Source organism: Shewanella pealeana ATCC 700345 (assembly GCF_000018285.1).
Classification (GTDB): domain Bacteria; phylum Pseudomonadota; class Gammaproteobacteria; order Enterobacterales; family Shewanellaceae; genus Shewanella; species Shewanella pealeana.
Genome location: NC_009901.1, coordinates 1,895,161 through 1,916,937 on the forward strand (window position 1 = coordinate 1,895,161; position 21,777 = coordinate 1,916,937).

Annotated in this window: 19 protein-coding genes; 12 read left to right on the forward strand and 7 right to left on the reverse strand. The window is 45.6% G+C overall.

What is annotated here, in order from left to right:
* Window positions 1-33 precede the first annotated feature (33 nt).
* Genes SPEA_RS08240 through SPEA_RS08250 form a run of 3 tightly spaced genes read left to right on the forward strand, consistent with a single transcriptional unit; the run spans window position 34 to window position 5,155 of the window.
* Window positions 34-678 (forward strand): TetR/AcrR family transcriptional regulator, encoded by a 645-nt coding sequence (locus SPEA_RS08240; RefSeq protein WP_012154810.1) that lies wholly within the window; start codon window positions 34-36, stop codon window positions 676-678.
* On the forward strand, window positions 678-2,033 hold the full coding sequence (locus SPEA_RS08245) for an efflux RND transporter periplasmic adaptor subunit (RefSeq protein WP_012154811.1): 1,356 nt from the start codon (window positions 678-680) through the stop codon (window positions 2,031-2,033). The genes SPEA_RS08240 and SPEA_RS08245 overlap by 1 nt, the downstream gene beginning before the upstream one ends.
* Window positions 2,030-5,155 carry an efflux RND transporter permease subunit gene (locus tag SPEA_RS08250; protein ID WP_012154812.1) on the forward strand — a complete coding sequence of 1,042 codons (3,126 nt, stop codon included), beginning with the start codon at window positions 2,030-2,032 and terminating at the stop codon, window positions 5,153-5,155. The genes SPEA_RS08245 and SPEA_RS08250 overlap by 4 nt, the downstream gene beginning before the upstream one ends.
* 504 nt (window positions 5,156-5,659) lie before the next feature.
* Here SPEA_RS08250 and SPEA_RS08255 read toward each other — a convergent pair.
* On the reverse strand, window positions 5,660-6,472 hold the full coding sequence (locus SPEA_RS08255) for a 5'-methylthioadenosine/adenosylhomocysteine nucleosidase (RefSeq protein ID WP_012154813.1): 813 nt from the start codon (window positions 6,470-6,472) through the stop codon (window positions 5,660-5,662).
* A 330-nt stretch (window positions 6,473-6,802) separates the two neighbouring features.
* Here SPEA_RS08255 and SPEA_RS08260 point away from each other — a divergent pair, with 330 nt between their 5' ends.
* The gene (locus SPEA_RS08260) at window positions 6,803-7,213 is read left to right on the forward strand and encodes a hypothetical protein (protein ID WP_012154814.1); all 411 of its coding nucleotides are present in this window, start codon (window positions 6,803-6,805) and stop codon (window positions 7,211-7,213) included.
* A gap of 100 nt (window positions 7,214-7,313) precedes the next feature.
* On the opposite strand, the gene SPEA_RS08265 is transcribed toward SPEA_RS08260, so the two are convergent.
* The 4 genes from SPEA_RS08265 to SPEA_RS08280 form a co-directional block, all read right to left on the reverse strand.
* Complete coding sequence (locus SPEA_RS08265; protein WP_012154815.1) at window positions 7,314-8,276, reverse strand: TerC/Alx family metal homeostasis membrane protein; 963 nt, start codon at window positions 8,274-8,276, stop codon at window positions 7,314-7,316.
* A 415-nt stretch (window positions 8,277-8,691) separates the two neighbouring features.
* Window positions 8,692-9,117, reverse strand: coding sequence for a hypothetical protein (locus tag SPEA_RS08270; protein ID WP_223296581.1), 426 nt, complete (start codon window positions 9,115-9,117; stop codon window positions 8,692-8,694).
* Window positions 9,118-9,366: 249 nt separating this feature from the next.
* Window positions 9,367-9,798, reverse strand: coding sequence for a GFA family protein (locus SPEA_RS08275; RefSeq protein WP_041411354.1), 432 nt, complete (start codon window positions 9,796-9,798; stop codon window positions 9,367-9,369).
* 338 nt (window positions 9,799-10,136) lie between these two features.
* Entirely contained in the window at window positions 10,137-10,580 is a 444-nt protein-coding gene (locus SPEA_RS08280; protein ID WP_012154818.1) for a universal stress protein, read from the reverse strand.
* A 746-nt stretch (window positions 10,581-11,326) separates the two neighbouring features.
* Between SPEA_RS08280 and SPEA_RS08285 the strand changes: the two genes are divergently transcribed.
* Window positions 11,327-12,589: a dicarboxylate/amino acid:cation symporter gene (locus SPEA_RS08285; RefSeq protein ID WP_012154819.1), complete on the forward strand. Its 1,263-nt coding sequence runs from the start codon at window positions 11,327-11,329 to the stop codon at window positions 12,587-12,589.
* Window positions 12,590-12,658: 69 nt separating this feature from the next.
* Here the strand turns inward: SPEA_RS08285 and SPEA_RS08290 are convergent, their stop codons facing one another.
* Both SPEA_RS08290 and SPEA_RS08295 read right to left on the reverse strand, forming a co-directional pair.
* Window positions 12,659-13,435 (reverse strand): slipin family protein, encoded by a 777-nt coding sequence (locus SPEA_RS08290; protein ID WP_012154820.1) that lies wholly within the window; start codon window positions 13,433-13,435, stop codon window positions 12,659-12,661.
* Window positions 13,436-13,445: 10 nt separating this feature from the next.
* Window positions 13,446-14,942, reverse strand: coding sequence for an NfeD family protein (locus tag SPEA_RS08295; RefSeq protein ID WP_012154821.1), 1,497 nt, complete (start codon window positions 14,940-14,942; stop codon window positions 13,446-13,448).
* 622 nt (window positions 14,943-15,564) lie between these two features.
* Between SPEA_RS08295 and SPEA_RS08300 the strand changes: the two genes are divergently transcribed.
* Genes SPEA_RS08300 through nqrF form a run of 7 tightly spaced genes read left to right on the forward strand, consistent with a single transcriptional unit; the run spans window position 15,565 to window position 21,584 of the window.
* Complete coding sequence (locus SPEA_RS08300) at window positions 15,565-16,926, forward strand: Na(+)-translocating NADH-quinone reductase subunit A (protein WP_012154822.1); 1,362 nt, start codon at window positions 15,565-15,567, stop codon at window positions 16,924-16,926.
* Window positions 16,926-18,140: an NADH:ubiquinone reductase (Na(+)-transporting) subunit B gene (locus SPEA_RS08305; protein WP_012154823.1), complete on the forward strand. Its 1,215-nt coding sequence runs from the start codon at window positions 16,926-16,928 to the stop codon at window positions 18,138-18,140. Before SPEA_RS08300 ends, SPEA_RS08305 begins: the two co-directional genes overlap by 1 nt.
* A complete protein-coding gene (locus SPEA_RS23250; protein ID WP_190272097.1) occupies window positions 18,130-18,288 on the forward strand; it encodes a hypothetical protein in 159 nt (52 codons plus the stop codon). The genes SPEA_RS08305 and SPEA_RS23250 overlap by 11 nt, the downstream gene beginning before the upstream one ends.
* Entirely contained in the window at window positions 18,288-19,067 is a 780-nt protein-coding gene (locus SPEA_RS08310; protein ID WP_012154824.1) for a Na(+)-translocating NADH-quinone reductase subunit C, read from the forward strand. The genes SPEA_RS23250 and SPEA_RS08310 overlap by 1 nt, the downstream gene beginning before the upstream one ends.
* A gap of 3 nt (window positions 19,068-19,070) precedes the next feature.
* Window positions 19,071-19,694: an NADH:ubiquinone reductase (Na(+)-transporting) subunit D gene (locus tag SPEA_RS08315; protein WP_012154825.1), complete on the forward strand. Its 624-nt coding sequence runs from the start codon at window positions 19,071-19,073 to the stop codon at window positions 19,692-19,694.
* Window positions 19,695-19,702: 8 nt separating this feature from the next.
* On the forward strand, window positions 19,703-20,311 hold the full coding sequence (nqrE, locus tag SPEA_RS08320; protein WP_012154826.1) for an NADH:ubiquinone reductase (Na(+)-transporting) subunit E: 609 nt from the start codon (window positions 19,703-19,705) through the stop codon (window positions 20,309-20,311).
* 55 nt (window positions 20,312-20,366) lie between these two features.
* Window positions 20,367-21,584 (forward strand): NADH:ubiquinone reductase (Na(+)-transporting) subunit F, encoded by a 1,218-nt coding sequence (nqrF, locus tag SPEA_RS08325; RefSeq protein ID WP_012154827.1) that lies wholly within the window; start codon window positions 20,367-20,369, stop codon window positions 21,582-21,584.
* The last annotated feature ends 193 nt before the right edge of the window (window positions 21,585-21,777 follow it).

Sequence of the window (21,777 nt, forward strand, 5' to 3'; positions counted from 1 at the left end):
GCGCTATTCGAGTGAATAGTGCGATCTGGTGTCATGTCTGAGAAAACTCCCCCAAAAGGCATTGCTGAACAAGCGACGGAAAAAGCCGCCGAACAAAATGTTCGAGTAGCGCTTATCCGTGCTGCTAACCAATGCTTTACCGCTTCAGATTATGATAGCGTCAGCATTAGGAAAATTGCGCAGCAGGCTGGCGTTAACATGGCGATGATCCGTTATTACTTTGGTAATAAGTTAGGACTATTTGAAGCCATGGTGACTGAGCAGATCCATCCTATCCATCAAAGGGCTAAGACGCTGCAAAAGCATCAAGCTAAGCCTACGATCGCAGATCTGATCAATGAGTTTTACCAAACCATGATCCCTAATCCAGATTTCCCCCGTTTTTTATTTCGCTTAATGAACTCAGATGGCTCAAGTGAGGCTAAAGAGGTTATTTTTAAACTCTTTACGCCTATTGTTGAGCTGACGCCTATGCCCAAAGCGTTACTCGAAGAGTGCGGTGACTTCGACCCTATGATGGTGAAGATGTCGTTACTCAGCCTTATGATTTTTCCCTTTGTCATGCCGTTATCAATGGCAAAACTGCACGGTTATCAACTTAATGATGAATTTTATACTCAATTGGCCAAACACAATATTGCACTTATCCAGCACGGACTCTTTGGAGGTCAGCAATAATGTCGGCATTTAAGGGGAAGCGATGGTATTTCTTTCCTGCGGTCGCCGTGGGTTTTGTGGTGTTGGTGTTAGTGGTCAAGTTGCGTAGCCACCCACCATTAGAGTTGCAGGCAGAGCCGAGTAAGTTGGTCGAGGTGATCTCTCTAGAGAAAAGCCCTGTGGTGGTACAAGTCGATGCCTTTGGCCGTGTAAGTCCTAAAATTCAATGGCAGTTACTGCCTGAAGTCGGTGGCCGCGTGGTGTACAAGCACCCAGATCTTGCCGTGGGGAAAATCCTTGCCAAAGATACCTTACTGCTGGCTATCGATCCGCTGGATTATCAAATTCGTCTGGCTCAAGCTCAGGCTGATCGTAAGGCCCTAGAGGGTCAGATAGAAGGTAAGAAGCTACAACTTGAAAACCTTAAGTTATCGCTTGAGATTGAAAATAATCGCTATGACTTAGTCAAATCTGACTTAAAGCGTAAAGAGACACTGCGTAAGCAAAATCTTATCTCTCAGTCTGAACTCGATGGCGAGCGGCAGAACCTACTGGCTCAGCAGCAAAAGCTACAAGAGTTAGATAATAGTCTGAACTTGATGCCAAACGAGACGCAAATTCTTCAAGCTCAACTGCTGCAAGCGATTGCTCGTGAGCAGGAAGCACAGAGTCAGTTAACCAAGACGGAGATTCGCCTGCCATTTGAAGGCCGTGTGGCCGAGGTCAATGTTGAAGGTAGTCAGGTGGTATCGCCGCAGCAGGTGCTTGCACGCATCAATGGCATCGAGGTGATGGAGGTCGAGGCGCAGGTGTCGCTAGGTGATGTGATGACACTGATGAAAACAGTTAACAGGCCACAAGGGCAAGATAAGCAATTACCCCGAGCTGAAGCCTTGGGCTTAACCGCCGAGATCACCCTAAAAGGTGCGACTTACTCCTTTAGTTGGCCGGCTGAAATTACCCGTATAGGTGAAACGGTCGATCCTACCTTGGCCACGGTAAATATTGTGCTACAGGTAGAGCAGCAGTACCGCGAGCTTAAAATTGGTCAGTCACCACCATTGGTGAATGGCATGTTTGTTAGTGCCCGAATTAAAGGCGGCGAGCGTGACTACTGGATGGTACCCGAGCGAGCACTACACGGTGAAAAACTCTATATCAAGGATCAAGACAATCGCCTCGAACTTGTGGATGTTCAGGTGCTGTTCCGTCAAGAGGGGCAAGCGGCGGTGCAGGGCAATCTCGTTGAGGGCATGCAGTTAGTATTAACTGACCTTATTCCAGCGGTTAACGGCATGGCGCTACGCATTCGAGCAGATGACGCGACAGGAGCTGACCTGAGTACTGAACAAGCGGCTGGGGAGATGCTGCCGTGATTGGATTTTTCGTTCGTCACCCCACGGCGACGTCTTTGTTGATGTTGGCCTTTATCGTACTGGGTATTAAAGCGCTGCCAGAGCTTAAGCGCGAGACATTTCCTGAGTTTTCCAAGAGCTATATTACCGCTCAGGTGGTTCTCCCAGGCGCATCGCCACAAGATGTGGAGGAGAACCTTTGCCTAAGAATGGAAGATGCCGTCGACAGTCTTGGTAGTATTATCGAGACCAAGTGTGACGCATTAGAGGGCGTGGCGCGTATGACGCTCAAGCTCGATGATAAGGCAGATTTGAGTCGCAGCCTAGTGGATGTGCAAACCAAGATCTCCGCTATCAAGGACTTCCCAGCCGAAATTGAGCCGCCAATTGTCGAAGAGTTAGACTTTAACGAGCGCATTATCGATATCGCGGTATCGGCATCGACCAGTAAGCCTGAGCTTAAAGCTTATGCAGAGGACTTAAAGCGCCGTTTAAAACTCGATACCAGCATTAGTCAGGTTGAGATCTCGGGTTTTTCATCCCACCAGTTACTGGTGGAGGTGTCGCTCGGTGCTATTAAGCGTTTAGGCATGAGTGTTGCCGATGTGGCTAAACAGATAGAGCAGCAAAACGTGCAGTTGCCAAGCGGTACGGTTGAGACCCCAAGCAAGAATATTCTCATTCGCTTCGATCAGCGCGAGGTTGAGCCAGAGCGTCTTGCTAATATCGTCATTCGCTCTGATGCGCAGGGCGGAGTGGTGCGTCTTCGTGATATCGCCACCATCACCGACAGATTCGAGCTTGATGAAGAGAGTATTCGTTTCGATGGTGAGCAAGCGGCGATTCTGACTGTGTTTAAGAACAAATCACAAGACTCACTGCGCCTTAAAGAGGAGATCATCGGCTTCTTAGACGCCGAGAAGCTGCGTACGCCTAACGGCATCACCATTAGCACCTCTAACGATTTGAGCTCACTGCTGTGGGACCGCCTAACCATGCTGGTTAAGAATGGTTGGCAAGGTGTGGTACTGGTATTCTTGTGTATGTGGCTGTTCTTCAGCCTGCGTTACTCATTCTGGGTGGCCATGGGGTTGCCAGTCGCCTTTATGGGCAGCCTGTTCTTTATGGCGCAGCTGGGTTTAACCATTAACATCATGACGCTGGTGGCGTTTTTGATGGCTATTGGCATTATGATGGACGATGCCATCGTCATCGCCGAGTCGATAGCGGCTCATATTGAACGTGGCATGAACAAGGCCGACGCAGTTATTCAAGGCGTTAAGCGAGTGCTTCCGGGCGTGGTGTCATCCTTCTTAACCACGGTATTTATCTTCTCCAGCATCGCCTTTATGGAAGGTGATATGGGCAAGGTGCTTAGGGTTATTCCGCAAACCTTGCTGCTGATCTTAACCGTCAGCTTAGTCGAAGCCTTCTTAATTTTACCGAATCACTTGGCCCATGCAGCGAAAGGGAAAGAGCGTAAAACCAGCCGCTTTAAGCAAGCCTTCAATCAAAAGTTTGAATATTTTAGAACCGTGCAGTTAGTGGCGGCGGTAGAGTGGGTGATCAACTGGCGCTACGTGTTTATGGGCTCAATGGTAAGCCTGCTGTTTATCTCTATATCGTTAGCCGCGGGCGGCGCGATTAAGTTTGTCGGCTTTCCTGAGCTCGATGGCGATGTTGCCGAGGCGCGAATTATCTTGCCGCCGGGCTCAACGCTTGAGCAAACTGAGCTGGTGGTGAATCGTATTGTCAGTGTGGCTAAGGCGTTAGATGCTAAATACAGTGACAAAGAGGACGGTCAGCGTCTTGTTCAGCACATCACCGAGCGCTTTAACTTTAACGCCGATGCGGGGGAAAGTGGCGCTCATGTGGCCACGGTAAAAATCGATTTGTTGAGCGCGGAGGTGCGTCAAACTCTGATGAGCACCTTTATTCGCGAGTGGCAGCAAGGCGTGGGTGAGATGGTTGACCCGATTGCGATCGTATTTAAGCAGCCCAAGATGGGGCCTGCGGGGCGCGCAATTGAAATTCGTGTGCGTGGGGATAATTTAGATCAGCTTAAATCCGCCTCAATTGAGGTGCAACAATACTTGCAAGGCTTCAACGGCGTATCTGGTGTGATGGACAGTATGAGACCGGGTAAAGCGGAAATACTGATGACACTTAAACCCGGTGCCGAGGCATTCGGCGTTAACGGTATGATGCTTGCCAGTCAGCTTCGCGGTGCTTATTTCCACCAAACTGCCGATAATATTCAGGTGGGGCCAGAGAGCATTCAAATCGATGTGCAGCTTGATAAAGCCGATGCCGCTAAACTTGAGAACCTAGCTAACTTTCCTATTAGCATAGGAAGTGCTGGTGAGCAGGTTCCCTTATCGGCAGTCGCTAATTTTGAGTGGCAGCGAGGCTATGTGAAGATCTCCCGTCTCGACGGAATGCGTTTTGTCACCATCACCGGCGAAGTGGATACTCACTTAGCGAACGCCAGTGAAATCAATAATGCATTCAAAGATGAGCTATTACCCGAACTTAAGCAGCGCTACCCTGGGATCAGGGTAAGCTACGAGGGCGAAGTGAAAGAAAGCAAGACCACGCAAAACTCCATGGCAAGTGGTTTTATCGTTGGCTTACTCGCAGTTTTTGCCATCTTAAGCCTGCAGTTTAAGAGCTACATCGAGCCATTAGTGGTGATGGCGGTCATTCCACTCGGTTTGATTGGGGTGTTATGGGGCCATCTGTTACTGGGTTACTCCATGAGTATGCCGTCAATATTAGGCTTTGTGGCACTGGCGGGCGTTGTCGTCAACGATTCCATCTTGCTGGTGCAATATATTCGCTACCACGTAGAAGAGGGGCAATCGGTGCATCAAGCGGTAGTAAGTGCTAGCAAAGAGCGTTTTAGAGCGGTGTTTATTACGTCCTTAACCACTGCTGCGGGTATGTTGCCTCTGCTACTTGAGACCAGTATTCAGGCGCAGGTACTGCAGCCATTAGTGGTGTCTATGGTGTTTGGTATCTTCGCTTCAACTGCGCTGGTACTGTTTATGGTGCCAGCTTGTTACGCGATTTTAGAGGACTTTGGTAAGGTTAGCTTTAGTCAGGCCTGCAGGACTAAAAATACTAAGGCATTAGAGGCTTAATCTAGTCTCTGAACAGATAACAAAAAGGCGTTAACCGTTATGGATAGCGCCTTTTTAATTTTCAGCCCTAAACCACCTACTTCAGTAGGTGGTTATCATCAATTAGGCTTTGCCTGAAATATCTTCAATGAATTCGGGGAGTAAGGCTATGTTTAACGACTTATTCGCACGCTGACTTTTGTTGAAAGAAAAAGGGCCCATGGAGGCTCGCTTATCGCATCCCTGCGATACACGGCTTATAAGTTCATTTAAACATAGCTTGTTAGCTCAAGTGATGTATGAGCTTTGCTAATAGTGGGGTGCAAGCTTCTAAATCAGGGAAGATTTAGTAGAGCCTATAGGGATATATTTACGGCGTCTTGCTAACGCACGGTAGGAAAGCTCCCTTTTAGGGAGTCTTATTTGGAACAGATAGCAAAGCCACCTTCTTCAGAAGGTGGATTCTTTGCAAGCGAGTTCAGAATAAGCCTGATATAAATAAACGAACTAGTTGCTTACTGCTTATTACATCTGACTAAGCATATTTAGTGTGATTGCGACCGAGTTATCGGCGGTGACTTGCTTAGCTTCTTCATAGACTAAGTGCGCCGAGCCATCGGCTTTGTCAGAGATAGTGCGAATGACAACTAGCGGAATATCAAACATATCGGTCACCTGAGCCACTGCGGCGCCTTCCATCTCGACGGCGATAGCGCTGAACTCTTTAAGTAACATGCTCACCACGGCTTTATCGGCAATAAACTGATCGCCAGTAGCGATAATGCCTGTGTGTACGCGAGCCTTACCTACCGACTCCACTGCCGCATTAAGGGCTAGTGCTTGTAGTTTTTTATCAGCATAGAAGAGGCGGTCGTCATAACCATCGAGCAGCCCTTTTGGCGCGCCAAAGGCGGTTAAGTCGACGTCGTGCTGCACAAGTGCAGTCGAAATCACCACATCGGCAACATTGAGGTCCGGCCCTGCTGCGCCAGCAATACCGGTGAAAATAATACTGTTTACGTCAAAATGATTAATCAATACATAAGTGGTGATAGCCGCATTAACTTTACCTACGCCTGAGCGAGCAACCACTACAGGTTTACCTTGGATAACACCCGTGTAGTAAGTATTCTTGGCAATGGTGTGGGTTTGACGCTGCTTTATCTCAGGCAGTAGCTTTTCAATTTCTGCATCCATAGCGCCTAAAATAGCGATAGTTTGCGATTTTATTTCGGTTGGGGTTTTTGAAACGGGTTTAACATCAGAATTAGTATTTGCAAATGCATTGATAGAGAACAGTGGGTAGAGTAATGCGAAAATAGCAAGAGTGGTGCGCATCTTAGCGGCATTCCAATAGTCATAGATGCGCGCATCATAATGAGATCCGCAAATGGAGTAAATGGATTTTTTACGTATCTTTTTCTAACATGAACTTAATAAGGCGGTAGCCAATTTGGCTGTTGGGACGTTGTATTTTCGCTCTTGTAGTGGCAGATAGTATTCAGAGTCGCTCGATTGATAACGATAATTTGAACTGTTCATCTATAAAGTACGATGGATATAATTAAGCTGTTGTGTTGCAAAGTCTGACTCGCTATTGAAGTTGAGTTTGAAATTTTTGCACTTAGGTATATTAACGATTCAGCTGCAGTGATGTGAATACAAAATATGAAGTTATTTTTGAAGAAATTAATGTTACTGGCGGGCTGGATTCTATTAAGTTTTAATCTGGGGGCCGATGCCGGCGATAGCGCTGTTTACGGCTCATTAATGCCTTTTGGGCCATCATTTATGGCTGGAGAGTACGTTAGCTTTGGCTTTTGGTCTAATGACATTGAACTTTATATGATGCTTTTTTGGTTTTTAGGCTTAATTACCTTCCTATTGAATCGTAAATTATTAGTTCTCTATATTTCAGCGTTAATTTTTACTCAAATAATATTTATAAAAACGGTTAATGATGAGTTATTAACATTGACTGGTTACGCGTTACTTATTCCAATAGAAGTGTGCTATTTAATTACCTGTTTTTTATTACTGAAAAAGCATCCAGTCGAGAGTATAGACAGCTATGTTTAACCGCTTATATGTGGCCTCTCAGCTCTCGTACCACTATGCGATGGGCGGTCACTGTAGTATCAGTAACTGCCCATCATTTTTCCTATTTAGCCTATAGCCTTTATTGATTTACTTTTTTCAATTGGTGTTGCTTCCAAATAGAGGCTCCAATACCTGCTGTCAGCGAAGCTAAAATAACCCCTAGAGAGACAGGGGTTGCAATAGCAAACGGCGTATCAATCAGCAGCATCTTGGTACCAATAAAGCAAAGCATGAATGCTAATGTATGATGTAAATAAGCAAATTTGGTCAACATTCCGCCGAGAACAAAGTACAGCGATCGTAGACCTAATAAGGCAAAGACGTTCGCAGCAAGTACCAAGTACGCCTCCTGTGTTACCGCAAAGATAGCTGGGATTGAGTCGAGGGCAAACATTATATCTGTCATTGCTATGACCGTGACGACCACTAGCATCGGCGTGGCTAATATGCCGATGCCGTCTCGGATAAAGAGCTTATTCCCATGGTAGTCAGGGCTGATCCGCATAAATTTCTTCACCAAACGGACGGCGAAACTATCTGAAAACGATGAGTTGTCTTGATCATGCTGACGCCACATTTGCACACCAGTCCAAATCAAGAAGAAGCCGAACAGATAAAGTATCATGTGGAACTGTGCAATAAGCGGAGCGCCGACGGAAATCATGATGCCGCGTAATACTAAAGCACCCACGATACCTAACATCAAAATCCTCGGGACGTTTTTATCGGGTACGTTGAATTGAGTAAAGATGAGTGCGAAAACAAATAGATTATCGACACTCAGAGATTTTTCAAGAAGATAACCAGTAATAAATGCCGTGCTAGCTTCGCTTGAAGAAAGCTGACTAGTTGGCGACATTTCTGGCCAAAAAAGGTAAATAGCGCCAGCAAACAGAAAAGCCAGCGAAAACCAGAATACACTCCAAACGGCAGCAGAACGAAAACTGATCTTACCTCTTGTGAGCAATAAATCGATGCCAAGCATCAACAGAGTAAGTATGACTAGGCCTTGATAACCTGAAAAGAGTTCACTTAAGAACATGATACCTCCGACTGGCGGATGGTACAGGAAAGTTGGATACACCTGACCAACCGCATAGCTAAAATAATAAAAGCAAATACGCGTTGTTGGTCTTGTCAAAACACATTATTTAACGTGTTCTCGCGGGCCGGAAGCTAAAGCAACGGAATGACGACTGCGCGACAGAATGACTACTCCCCAAAACGCAGGCATCTTAGTCCTTTTCAGTTAAAGAGAAAACTAAAAAATGGTAAATGAAGGGTAAATAATAAAGGGCCGATTAATTAGGAGTCGCTATTCATTTCAACGCGAGTTGGTTGGCTCTATAAAAATGGAGACTTCAGAGATCTATACTGATAGCAATAAAGAAACCACCAACTGAAGTAGATGGTTTAGGGTTGAAAGTAACGGTTTGATCACATGTTTAATAGAAGTATTAAGAATCAAACTTGGCCAGATCCGCTTCATCGGCGCCATCATTACACTCTCCGCGTATGGTACCGCGGTCCGCTTGAATGCTGCGATAAAGCTCGATATAGCCATCGCGGCAATAGCCGTTCATCTTGATGGTTTGTTGCAAACCATGCTCAATCTGCGCCGTCCAGACACTTAAGTCTGGCCCTTGGTATCGTTTGTTAGAGCGAGAGCGCTTCTTCTGGTTTGAGCGTACCTCGTGGGGCAGAGCTTGGCTTTGTGGTGATTCCATGGTGAGAATCGCGCGATAGGTAAATAGCTTTAAGCCATTACTTTTGATATCGGTTCTAAAGGAGTCGGATACTTGTCCTGCAAACTCTTCAGGATTGATCTCGGGCTGACTGCTGCAAGCACTGAGTAAGCTACTGAGTGCCACAATTAAAGACAAAGTCGTAAGCCGTGATGTTAAGCGCATAGGTGTTTATTGTTCTAGTTTTTAATTTATACGCGCCAGCATAACGTATATTTAAGTCAGTTAGCAGTGAGATTACAGGATTTTACAGTTCATGGTCTTATAAGGCACTAGGAACGAGGGCATTCGCAGGCTCACTGCTAGGGCGCTGCGCTTCTAGAACCGAAGAAAAGATAAACCTAGTATCAGTTTAGATGCTGATTTATTTTGCCTAAGCTAGAACTTTTAGCCTCTGTTTTGACTATACCTTGGGCATTCATCTTGAATGTTAAGCCATTCAAGTTGGCTGTCGGTGTAGATATGGTAATTAGGCTTGATGATATTCGGCTTATCGAGAGTACTAATACTCAAGGTGAAATATTGCGGGTAACGAAGATCACGAAAGCTCACCTGACTGCCGCAATGCTGGCAAAATCCTCGCCTCACATGTTCTGATGAGGCGTATTCTTTCGGTAGCTCGGTTAACCAGGTAACTTGTTCGCGTTTAAAATCCATCCATGCACCGACCACTGAACCTGTGCTTTGTTGGCAGTGACGGCAATGGCAAAAGTCGGCATCGAAAGGCATGCCAGTCACGTGATATTGTAGCTTGTTGCATAGGCAGCCTCCTTTGAGGTGCTCTGTTGCCTTATTTTTTAAATTGCAATTACTAGCCATTTTAGCCACACGAACGATATTAGTAGAATATCGATAGCTAAACATAACGGTGGTTTAGATGCTAGAGCGGACTTCGTCCTGTTAGGAACTAGGGCGTTCGCAAGCTCACAGCGAGGACGCTCCGCTTCTAGGAAGTGCTAAGGTCGGACCCCAAATCACTCACTCCTTTGCAATTAAAGCTAGCTAAGCATTTATTGCTGAGAGATACAAAGTTGGGATTTTTGTCCATCAAAGGGGACTTTTTGTGTCAAGCTTAACCTTTTTTTGTTTCCCTTGAGCGAAGCTTCGTCTTAGCTTTTGCTAGAACCTAGAACCTAGAACCTAGAACCTTGTTTAAATCACTTAACCACCAACACAGGGCACTTAGCCTTGTTGGCCAGCTTTTCGGAGACGTTAGGATTGAGCATATGAGAAAGACCTGTATGGCCATGGCTGGCGATCACGATCATGCCAACGTCACTCTCGATACTGTCCTCTAAGATCTGTGCAAAGGTATCTCCACTTCTAACGGCGGTTTTGACTTGGAGCGTGCTAGTTAATTGTGGTTCAATTTCTTTTACTAGAGCATCGAGTTTTTCGTTTGAATAGGCTTCAAGTTGAGTTTCCAGTTCTGCAACGCTTTCTACTACTATGTCGTAATGGTGTTCGCCGTAAGGTTTACTCATGACATGTAATAAACGAATATTCACTTGATACAAGTTTGCCATCTCAATGGCGTAGCCTAGGGCGTGGGAGGCCGTTTCAGAAAAGTCTGTTGGGCATAAGATCTGGCGAGTACGCATAAAAATACCCTCTGTAAAAATAAGGAGTAAAGTCTCATGAATAGTCACTTTATACTCTTTTATGGAGGGAGGACAAAGCGACTAAGTGCATAGTTAATAATAGTCAGGATGTAGGCTGTTAGCCTCAGAGATGGTCGGAAATAATGCTAGTTGTTAGTGGTGGCTCTGTTATTGATAGATTCGTCATTAATAGGGTTTCTGTGCTAATGGTTGGCTGTGTCACTGATACTATCTATCGGTTCAATTCCACCTGTTTAATTTGATCAGTTAAATTCTATTTGTTTACGCTTAACCCGCATCCAGGCAGCGCAATCGAAGTGGTCGTTTTTTCCACTGCTAGGACACCTTTGACGACTAGAACCCCTTTGACGAGTAGGACACCTGTGACGGCGAATAAAAAAATAGCAACTTTACCGGCCTTGGGCTTAAATAAATTTGGGTTAATTTGATGACGAGTTAAGGCATTGCTAGTTATTGTGTTATTTATCTGTGTGCAAAGTTGCTCTGTAGTTGTTATGACTCTATATTTTGTAACACTGAATTTTGATTAATGAATTTTCTGTTTTTTATAGCTGATTTTTTTGAGGATTATTCAATCTAGGTCGAATATATTTTGCTAATTATCGAATTTGGTTATAACTCGTTAGTGAATCACATTAATTGCCAATTCAGCGTGATACTTTGTTACTAAATAATCAAAGGGGTATTTATGCCTCTTAATAAAATATGTCTGTGATGGAGCTAGGGTGTTGAACACAAAGAAAAAGTTTTATAAGAACATTGGATTCCAAGTGGTTGTCGCCATGGTGCTGGGTGCGCTCGTGGGTGTGATGATGGGAGAAGATGCTTCTATCTTCGCTCCGCTAGGAACATTTTTTATCCATTTGATTAAGATGTTGGTGATCCCGTTAGTTGCCGTTTCGATTATTGCCGGTGCTGCGAGTTTAGGTGCGGGTCCGTCGGCGGGTAAAGTCGGTATCGGTACTATCAGTTTCTTCATGGCAACTTCAGCATTGGCTGTGACCTTAGCACTTGTTATGGGTGAGTTTTTCCAGCCTGGTGTTGGCATGGACTTCTCACAGCACAGTGTTGGCCTCGCTGCGGTCACTGCAGAGCAGGGCGCTTTGCCTGGTGTGGCTGATACCATTATTGGTATGATCCCTACTAACGTGTTTGAAGCGCTTACTGGCGGTAATATCTTACAGATCTTAGTGTTCTGTATCTTCTTTGGTATCGCACTGACTAAAGTGAATCAAGAGGCTGCTAAGCCGATTACTTCAGCACTTAATACCATAGTTGAAGCCTTTATTTGGATGATTAACATTGTGATGTTGATTGCTCCAATCGGCGTATTTGGTCTAATGGCAGATTCAGTGGGTACCTTCGGCTTCCAGTCATTGACTGTTGTGTTGAACCTATTCCTAGTTTATGTCGCGGCTATCTTGATCTACGGCTTTATCTTCTTCCCACTGATGGTTAAGTTCTTCTCAAATGTTCCGGTTGGCAAGTTCCTATCGGCAATGAAGAAGCCTCAAGCATTGGCTATGTCTACTGCTTCATCTATGGCGGCGTTGCCAGTTAACATCGAAGTGTGTGAGAAAGAGCTTGGCGTATCTAAGTCTACAGCTGCATTTGTACTGCCTTTAGGTGCAACCATTAACATGAGCGGTAACGCGATCTATTACGGTCTAGTTGCGGTATTCTTCGCTCAGATGTTCAATGTTGAGCTAGGTCTTGCGGCTTATGTAGCGATTATCTTCACCTCTACACTGGGCGCCATTGGCCAAGCGGGTGTACCGGGTCCATCGTTCCTAGTGATTGCGGTATTAGTTGCGGCAGGTATTCCAATTGAAGGTCTACCATTATTGTTTGCACTTGACCGCGTGTTTGACATGATCAGAACCACGTTAAACATTACTGGCGATGCGGTTTGTGCTGTGGTTATCGATAAATTTAACCCAGAAACAGAGATTGTAGCTGAGCCTGCTCAAGTAAAAGTTAACAGCTAACGCTTCACCTTTTACCGCTAAAAGCCCTCGATTATCTAGTGATAGTTGAGGGCTTTGTTGTATCTAGAGTTAGGGCTTTTTGTCTTGTTTGCCTAGCACGCCCTTCAGCAGGTCCATAGGCAGGGGAAACAGTATGGTAGAGTTTTTCTCCCCTGCAATCTCGGTAAGGGTTTGCAGATAACGCAGCAATATGGCGTTAGGCTCGGTTGATAGTTTTTCCGCGGCTTCGACTAATTTTGCCGAGGCTTCCATCTCACCGGATGCATGGATCACTTTTGCTCGGCGAGTACGCTCGGCTTCGGCTTGTCTCGCGATAGCGCGGATCATGGTTTCGTTCAGATCCACATGTTTGATCTCGACGTTGGAAACTTTAATGCCCCAACCATCGGTTCGGGTATCGAGAATGGCCTGAATATCGGTATTGAGCATCTCTCGATTGGCCAGCATCTCATCGAGTTCATGTTGACCGAGCACCGAACGTAAGGTGGTTTGTGCCAGCTGTGAGGTGGCCTGTAAGTAATCCTCGACATTGATAATGGCTTTTTGAGCATCGATCACCCTAAAGTAGATCACCGCATTGACCCGTACAGAGACGTTATCGCGACTGATCACGTCCTGAGTTGGCACATCCATCACCACGGTTCGTAAGTCGACTCGCACCATCTGTTGAACAATAGGGATCACTATGATGAGTCCTGGCCCTTTCACCTGATAAAAACGGCCTAAAAGGAAGATCACGCCACGCTCATACTCCCTTAAGATCTTAAACATACTGACGAGCAAGCCAACGAGTAGGAAGGTCAATATGCCTATAAAAATGCTGCCATTACTGACGATGGGTTCCATATTCGGTTCCTTAGCTATTTAGTGCTTCTTGATTAGAAACTGGAGTCAGTTCGACCTCCAATGAAAGGTCGTGACGTACAATAACCGTCACTTGCTGCGCTTTTTTAAGTGCTGAGTCTGAGCTTGCCGCCCAGACTTCTCCATGGAGCAACACAAAGCCGTTATGACTAAGGTGTCGGTCGTTAAAAGCGCTGCTCATTAGCACCTTCACCTCTTCAGTTGAGGGCGTAAAGTCATCGACTACAATTGCAGTTTGGCCCACTATCTGACCATCACCACTGACGATGGGCGATTTTCGATTTCGCCATAATGTGCCAAGCACTAATAACGACATTAAGGCGACAGCGACCGATACCGCGGCGACGAGTGGCAGAGAAAGGGCAAAGTGATCGGTTTCGGTATCGAGTAAAAACAGCGAGCCGATGGCAAAGGCAGCAATACCTCCAATGCCGAATATGCCAAAGCTGGGGGCAAAAGATTCGATAGTGATCAACGCCAGTCCCAGCAGTAAAAGCCCCAGCCCTGCATAGCTAACCGGCAACATCTGAAACGCATATAAAGCAACCAGTAAGCTAATGGCACCTGTGATCCCTGCAATTCCAATACCTGGGCTATAGAACTCCAGTAAGATGCCGTAAATTCCGATTAACATTAAAATGTAAGCCACATTGGGGTTGGTTATGGTGGAGATAATACGGTTACGCCAATCGGGTTTTAAATAATGTAGTTCTGCATTGTCTAATGCCAATGTCAGTTGTCGATTTTCTATCTCAACTTGCCAGCCTGTAAGCTCGGCGACTAGCCGCGGCGCATCAGGGCTGATGAGATTAATGACATTCATTTCGAGGGCCTCTTTTGCGGTGAGGGTCGCCGCTTCTTTTACGGCGAGTTCCGCCCATTGCTCATTACGGCCGCGAAGCTGTGCAAGTGCACGTATATAGGCGATTGCATCGTTGAGGATTTTCTTCTCCATGGCACTGGGTGTGGCGGGAGCTGGCTCTTCATCATCTTTTTGATCTGGTTTTGGTGCCGGTGTTGGGGCACTTCCAGGGCCAATGCTGACGGGCGTTGCCGCGCCTAAGGTGGTGGCATCTGCCATGGCAGCGATATGACATGCGTATAGAATATAGGTGCCCGCGCTCGCGGCTCTTGCGCCGGGAGGCGCGACTAAACAGGCGATGGGAATAGAGGAGTTTAAAATGGTTTGATTGATATCTCTTAGGCTGGAAACAAGGCCACCAGGCGTATCCATCACGATAACAATGAGTTCTATTTCGCCATTTCCTAGTGCTGCGCTTGCGTTTGCCTGCTCGATACCGTGGGTTAAGTATTCGCTGGTTGCAGGGCCTATGGCCCCCTCAAACTCCAAGACCAATACTTGCGGCCGAGTTTCAATGCTTGGCTCTTGAGCTGTACTGGCGTAGCTTTCGGCGCAACAAAATAGCAGTTGCAGTAAAGCTGTAACCAAGAGTAATGATATATAGGCGGGCAGTCTGTTTGATAGCAAAATAAGTAACCAATATTCAGCCTTATGGTTAAGTTTAGTGCAGCTTTAGCTGCATTGATGCTGAGATTGTCGTTTAGATTGAATTGTTGAACTACTTGGCACTTTAAAGTGACTCAATAATGCAAGTCATGATTGATTTAAAACTGGGGGGAGTAGTTAGTCGTTACGACAACAAAGTGCCAAATTTTGTAAATTTGATTGGGAAAGGATCATGAATTTTTATCTTGATAATGGCTATGGTTCACGTTTCTGTTTGTGTTTTTTTATTTGTGTAATATTACAAGTTGTTGGTTTGGTTGTTAACTTGTTTTAATTGCCTTTAGACTTGGGCATCTTTGGTTCTTTGGTTTCAAGTGTTTAATTTTAATAGGCTTTAATTTTGACTGACTGTTGCCCTGGTGTTGAGGGTTGGAGGGCGCGGCAAAAGTCATTTACGTGATAAAACTACATAAATGCTTATTTACGCTATGATTTTGAATCTGCATCACGAAATATAGCCGTATGTTGGTGTTTTTTGTAGGTAACTTACAACTTTGGCAGGAAAGTGTGAACTCAAACTCGGAATATTAGTTAACAAACATTTACTATTGAGCATCCAAAATTTTAACGGTTGATTTTAGTGATGGCAGGTTACTCAAACCAAGTGATAACGATAAAAAAGGGCCTAGATGTGCCCATAGCCGGTGAGCCTTCTCAAGTGATCCATGATGGACCTAAAACGTCTCATGTTGCTTTGCTCGGAGAGGAATATGTTGGCTTAAAACCAACTATGTTGGTTGAGGTGGGAGAGTGTGTTCAAAAGGGCCAAGCGCTTTTTGAAGATAAGAAGACTCCTGGTGTCATCTATACTGCTCCCGCGAGCGGTAAAGTTATTGCTATTAACCGAGGCGAACGCAGACTTTTCCAATCAATCGTTATTGAATGTAATGGTGCCGAAGCAAAGCATTTCACGCCATGCAAAGATATCGCGTCTTTAAATCGTCAAGCCGTACAAGATAAACTCGTAGAGAGTGGTTTGTGGACCGCACTGCGCACCCGTCCTTTCTCGAAAGTTCCTCAATTAGATAGCAGCCCAGCCGGTATTTTCGTTAGCGCAATGGATAGTAATCCATTGGCCGCAGAACCTAGACTGGTGATTGCTGAACAGACTGAAGCCTTTGCGGCCGGTTTACAGGTATTGAGTCTGCTTACCGATGGCAAGGTTCACCTATGCCAAGAGCAAGGCGAGCCACTACCTGGTAACGACTTACCTAAAGTCAGTAATCACTACTTTGCCGGTGTGCATCCTGCTGGCATAGTTGGAACTCACATCCATTTCGTTTTACCTGCAAGCCTTGAGCGCCCTGTGTGGCACCTTGGTTATCAAGACGTAATCGCCTACGGCAAGCTATTCCTAACGGGCGAGATTTATAGCGACCGTATCGTGGCACTGGCTGGCCCTGATGTGGTTAATCCGCGTCTTGTGCGTATTCAAGCAGGTTCAAAGCTATCAGAAGTGACCGTTGGCGAGCTAAAAGAAGGCTTCTCTCGGGTCGTTTCGGGCTCTTTGTTGTCTGGTCATACAGCAACTGGACCGCTTGATTTCCTTGGTCGTTTCCATAATCAAATCAGCGTATTGCAAGAAGATGCTAAGCATCATCTATTACCTTGGGTACGTGGCGGCTCAAAGAAATTCTCCATTACCCGCGCGGTAACGTCTCGTTTAAAAGATGCTAAACAGCTATTTGATTTCACCACTCACACTGGTGGTTCAGCGCGCGCCATGATGGCATTTGGTCAGCTCGACCGCGTGATGCCACTGGACATCTTACCGACTCTCTTAGTCAGAGACTTAGTGGTACGTGACACTGATGAAGCGCAGCAGCTCGGTGCGTTAGAGCTTGATGAAGAAGATTTAGCATTGTGTACATTCGTGTGCCCTGGCAAGTACGATTTCGGTAAAGAACTACGTGCTTGTTTAGAGATTATTGAGAGGGAAGGGTAATGAGTCAGCAAGATAAAAAGCCTGATATCCAAGAGGATTATTATGCGCCGGGTAATTCAGTTAAGGGCTATTTAAGTTCTCTACTGATTGCTCACGGACGCAGTACCCAAGGCAAAGTTCATATTCGTGATGCGATCGATGTAAAACGTACCATGACAATTGTGGGCTTGTGTTTATTGCCTGCGATTTTATTTGGTATGTACAACATTGGTCTACAAGCGCAGATAGCAGTGGCTTCAGGCCTAGCAACGGCAGATGTTTGGCAATTAGCCATTTTTAACTTTGTCTTTGGCGGCCTTAGTGATCAAACAGGCTTTATTGGCTTATTCCTTTATGGTCTGAGCTTTTATGCACCTATCTACCTAACGGCATTAGCTGTTAGTTTATTTTGGGAAATGGTGTTTGCCAAAGTGCGTGGCCAGGAGCTTCATGAGGGCTTCTTCGTTACTGCGTTACTGTTTACCTTGATTTTGCCAGTGTCTACTCCACTTTGGTTAGTGGCTATGGGTATCACCTTTGGCGTGATCATGGCGAAAGAAGTCTTCGGTGGCATGGGCTACAACTTCTTAAACCCTGCGCTTGCTGGCTTGGCGTTTATCTATTTTGCCTATCCATCGCAAGTCACCGCGGTAAGTCAGCTGGTAGCGGTTGACGGTTTCTCTGGTGCAACCACCCTGATGCAGACTGCAGCGGGTAAGCTGAGCTTTGCTGATTATGCTTGGTTTGATGCCTTTAGCGACCCTAACTGGTGGAATGCCTTCTTTGGTTTTACCGTTGGCGCAATTGGTGAAACTAGCACTCTGGCATTATTGATTGGTGGTGGCTTCCTTATTCTGACTCGTTTGGCAGATTGGCGTATCGTGGCTGGCGTGCTTTTTGGCATGATCTTAACCGCTACCATGTTCAACGTTATCGGTTCAAGCAAGAATGAATTATTTGCTATGCCTTGGACATGGCACTTGGTCACAGGTGGTTTTGCCCTAGGTATGATGTTTATGGCCACCGATCCGGTGACCACCTCATACACCCGCAAAGGTAAAGTGGCTTACGGTCTGCTGATTGGCTTTATGACTGTGCTTATTCGTGTGGTTAACCCGAAAATGCCAGAAGGCATCATGCTTGCTATCTTGTTCGCTAACCTTTGGGCACCCATTTTCGACTATCTGGTAGCCAAGGCAAACATCAAGAGGAGGCTTAAACGTCATGGACTTTAGAGCTAATTCGATGCATAGAGGCAGCGCTTCATTTTCAGCATTGCCAGTGATGTTAATTGCCAATATTTGGGAAGCGATATTTGAGTACATCATCTATCGAACGCCAAAGTGTGCGAGTCGTCAGGTCAATACGGAGAAGAAAGCGTAATGGCACTTAAGAAAGATTCTTTTATGGGCACCATGATTTTTACTGTGACCCTATGTCTACTGTGCTCATTTATGATCACAGGTACGGCTGAAGTACTCAAAGAGCGCAAGTTAGTGAAGAAGCGCGATGAGTTGATGCGCAATGTGTTAATCGCGGCGGATGTCGATCTAAGCGGCGATAAAGACTTCAGAGCCTTGTTTGCTAAAGACGTTAAGCCACTGTTGGTGTCACTCGATAGTGGTGACGTTGATACTAGCGGTGTCAATGTGATGGACTATGACCCACGTATGGCGTCTATCAATCCTGAAACATCGATTAAGCTTGAGAAGAAGCAAGACAAAGCCAAGATCAAAACCCGCGCGAATCAAGTTCGTGTGTTTAAAGTCTTTGATGACAGCGGCAAGTTAACCAGTGTTGTGTTGCCGATTTATGGCAAAGGTTTGTGGTCGATGGTTTATGGTTTTATCGCGGTTAAGCCTGATCTAAATACCATCGAAAATGTGGTGTTTTATGAACATGGTGAAACGCCAGGGATCGGTGACTTCCTTAACGATACTGAGTGGACAAACCAATGGCGTAACAAGCAGATCTTCGATGAGAAGGGTAAAGTCTCTTTCAAAGTCGTTAAAGGCGGCGCAAAAGAGGGCGATGTTCACGGTATTGATGCGGTGAGCGGCGCAACCATGACAGGGCGCGGCGTACAAAGGTCGATTCAGTTCTGGTTTGGTAGCGAAGGTTTCGAAGCTTTCTTTAAAAAATTAAAAGCGTCGGAGGTATAAAGGATGAGTACTCAATCTATTTCGACTCGTGAAATGTTAATTGGGCCAATTTTCACTAATAACCCAGTGGCCATGCAAGTTTTGGGTGTCTGCTCAGCGTTAGCGGTCAGTAACTCGATGCAGACTGCATTGGTGATGACGTTAGCCGTGACTTTTGTATTGGTGTTTTCAAACCTGATTATCTCAAGTATACGTTCACTCATTCCAAACAGCGTACGTATTATCGCTCAGATGACGGTGATTGCATCTTTGGTGATAGTGGTGGATATGGTGTTGCAAGACGTGGCCTATGAACTGTCGCGTCAGTTATCAGTATTTGTCGGTCTGATCATCACCAACTGTATCATCATGGGCCGTGCAGAAGCCTTTGCCATGAAGAATCCGCCGCACTTAGCAGTGGTGGATGCGTTTGGTAATGCCATTGGATATGGCGTGATCTTACTGGGCGTGGCATTTGTTCGTGAGTTATTGGGTAGCGGCACACTGTTTGGCCATGAGATCTTACAGACTGTGGAAAATGGCGGTTGGTACTTAACGAACGAGATGTTCAAGTTACCACCGAGTGCGTTCTTCTTAATTGGCCTGATGATCTGGTCAATTAACGTCATTCAACGCAAGCGAGGTTAAGAGGCTTTATGGAACACTATATAAATCTGTTTATACAAGCTGCGTTTATCGACAACATGGCACTGTCATTCTTTATGGGCATGTGTACCTTCTTGGCTGTATCTAAAAAGGTCTCGACTTCTTTTGGCCTAGGTATTGCCGTGATCGTGGTCATGACCTTAGCGGTGCCTCTTAACCAGTTGATCTATGCCAATGTGTTAGCGCCTGGTGCACTTGCTTGGGCTGGGTATCCTGCGCTGGATCTAAGCTATTTGCAGCTCATCACCTTTATCGGTGTTATTGCTGCGTTAGTGCAGATATTAGAGATGTTCTTAGACAAGTACATCCCAGCTCTATATGACTCGTTAGGTATTTTCCTACCGCTGCTAACGGTCAACTGTGCGATTTTCGCTGGGGTTATCTTTATGGCGAACCGTGATTACAACCTTGCCGAATCAACGGTATTTGCTATGGGATCAGGTTTTGGTTGGGCAATGGCGATTGTGATGCTAGCGGGTCTGCGCGAGCGCATGAAGTTCCATGCAATTCCACAAGGTTTGCAAGGTATAGGTATTGTGTTTATTACCACAGGCTTGATGGCGTTAGGCTTTATGGCTTTCTCCGGAATTTCTATTTAAGGGCGATTTCGCATAAACCCCTTAATGAAAACGAATTAAACAAAAGGTAGATTCGATGGAAATGGCAATTGGTATCGGTATGTTCACCTTCGTGGTCAGCATATTGGTTATGGTGATTTTATTCGCCAAGAGCAAACTGGTTTCTACGGGTGACGTTAATATTCGTATTAACGACGATCCAGATAAGAGTATTTCGACCCAAGCGGGTGATAAATTATTAGGCGCGTTAGCGGGCAAGAATATCTTTATCCCATCGGCCTGTGGTGGCGGTGGTACATGTGGTCAATGCCGCGTAAAAGTTAAATCTGGCGGCGGTGAAATTTTAGCCACAGAACGTGACCATATTAATAAGAAAGAAGCCAAAGAAGGTTGTCGCTTAGCGTGTCAGGTATCGGTTAAAACCGATATGGAACTGGAAGTTGAAGAAGAGATCTTCGGCGTAAAGAAATGGCAGTGTGAGGTTATTTCAAATAATAACCAAGCGACTTTTATTAAAGAGTTACTGCTTAAATTGCCTGAAGGCGAAGACGTGCTGTTTAAAGCGGGCGGCTATATTCAAATTGAAGCACCGGCTCACGAAGTGAAGTATGCGGATTTTGATATCCCAGCCGAGTATCGTGATGACTGGGAAAAATACGACCTATTCAAGCTAGTGTCAAAAGTTGACGAAGATGTGCTGCGCGCATACTCAATGGCGAACTACCCAGATGAGAAAGGCCGCATCATGCTTAACGTGCGTATTGCTACGCCGCCAAGCGACAATATCGCTCCAGGTAAGATGTCATCGTACATTTTCAATCTAAAAGCGGGTGATAAAGTCACTATCTCTGGTCCATTTGGTGAGTTCTTCGTTAAAGAAACTGACGCTGAAATGGTATTTATTGGTGGTGGTGCGGGTATGGCGCCAATGCGCTCACATATCTTCAATCAGCTTAAAGGTGTTAAAACCAAGCGTAAGATGAGCTTCTGGTATGGCGCGCGCTCAACCCGTGAAGTCTTCTATCAAGATGATTTCGATACCTTAGCGGCAGAGAACGATAATTTTGTTTGGCATGTGGCATTGTCAGATCCATTACCAGAAGATAACTGGACGGGTTACACGGGCTTTATCCATAACGTGCTTTATGAGAATTATCTTAAAAATCACAAAGCACCGGAAGATTGTGAGTTCTATATGTGTGGCCCTCCAATCATGAACTCGTCAGTTATTGCGATGCTCGAAAGCCTTGGAGTAGAGCCAGAGAACATATTACTAGATGACTTTGGTGACTAGCCTTTAGCATGACTGGATAATACAGATGTAGGGTTATATCAATGTGCGGCCCTACATCAATGATGAACTCGTCAGTTATTGCGATGCTCGAAAGCCTTGGTGTAGAGCCAGAGAACATCCTATTAGATGACTTTGGTGACTAGTATTACTGAATGATAGGGAAATGATGTAGGGCTATATCAATGTGCGGCCC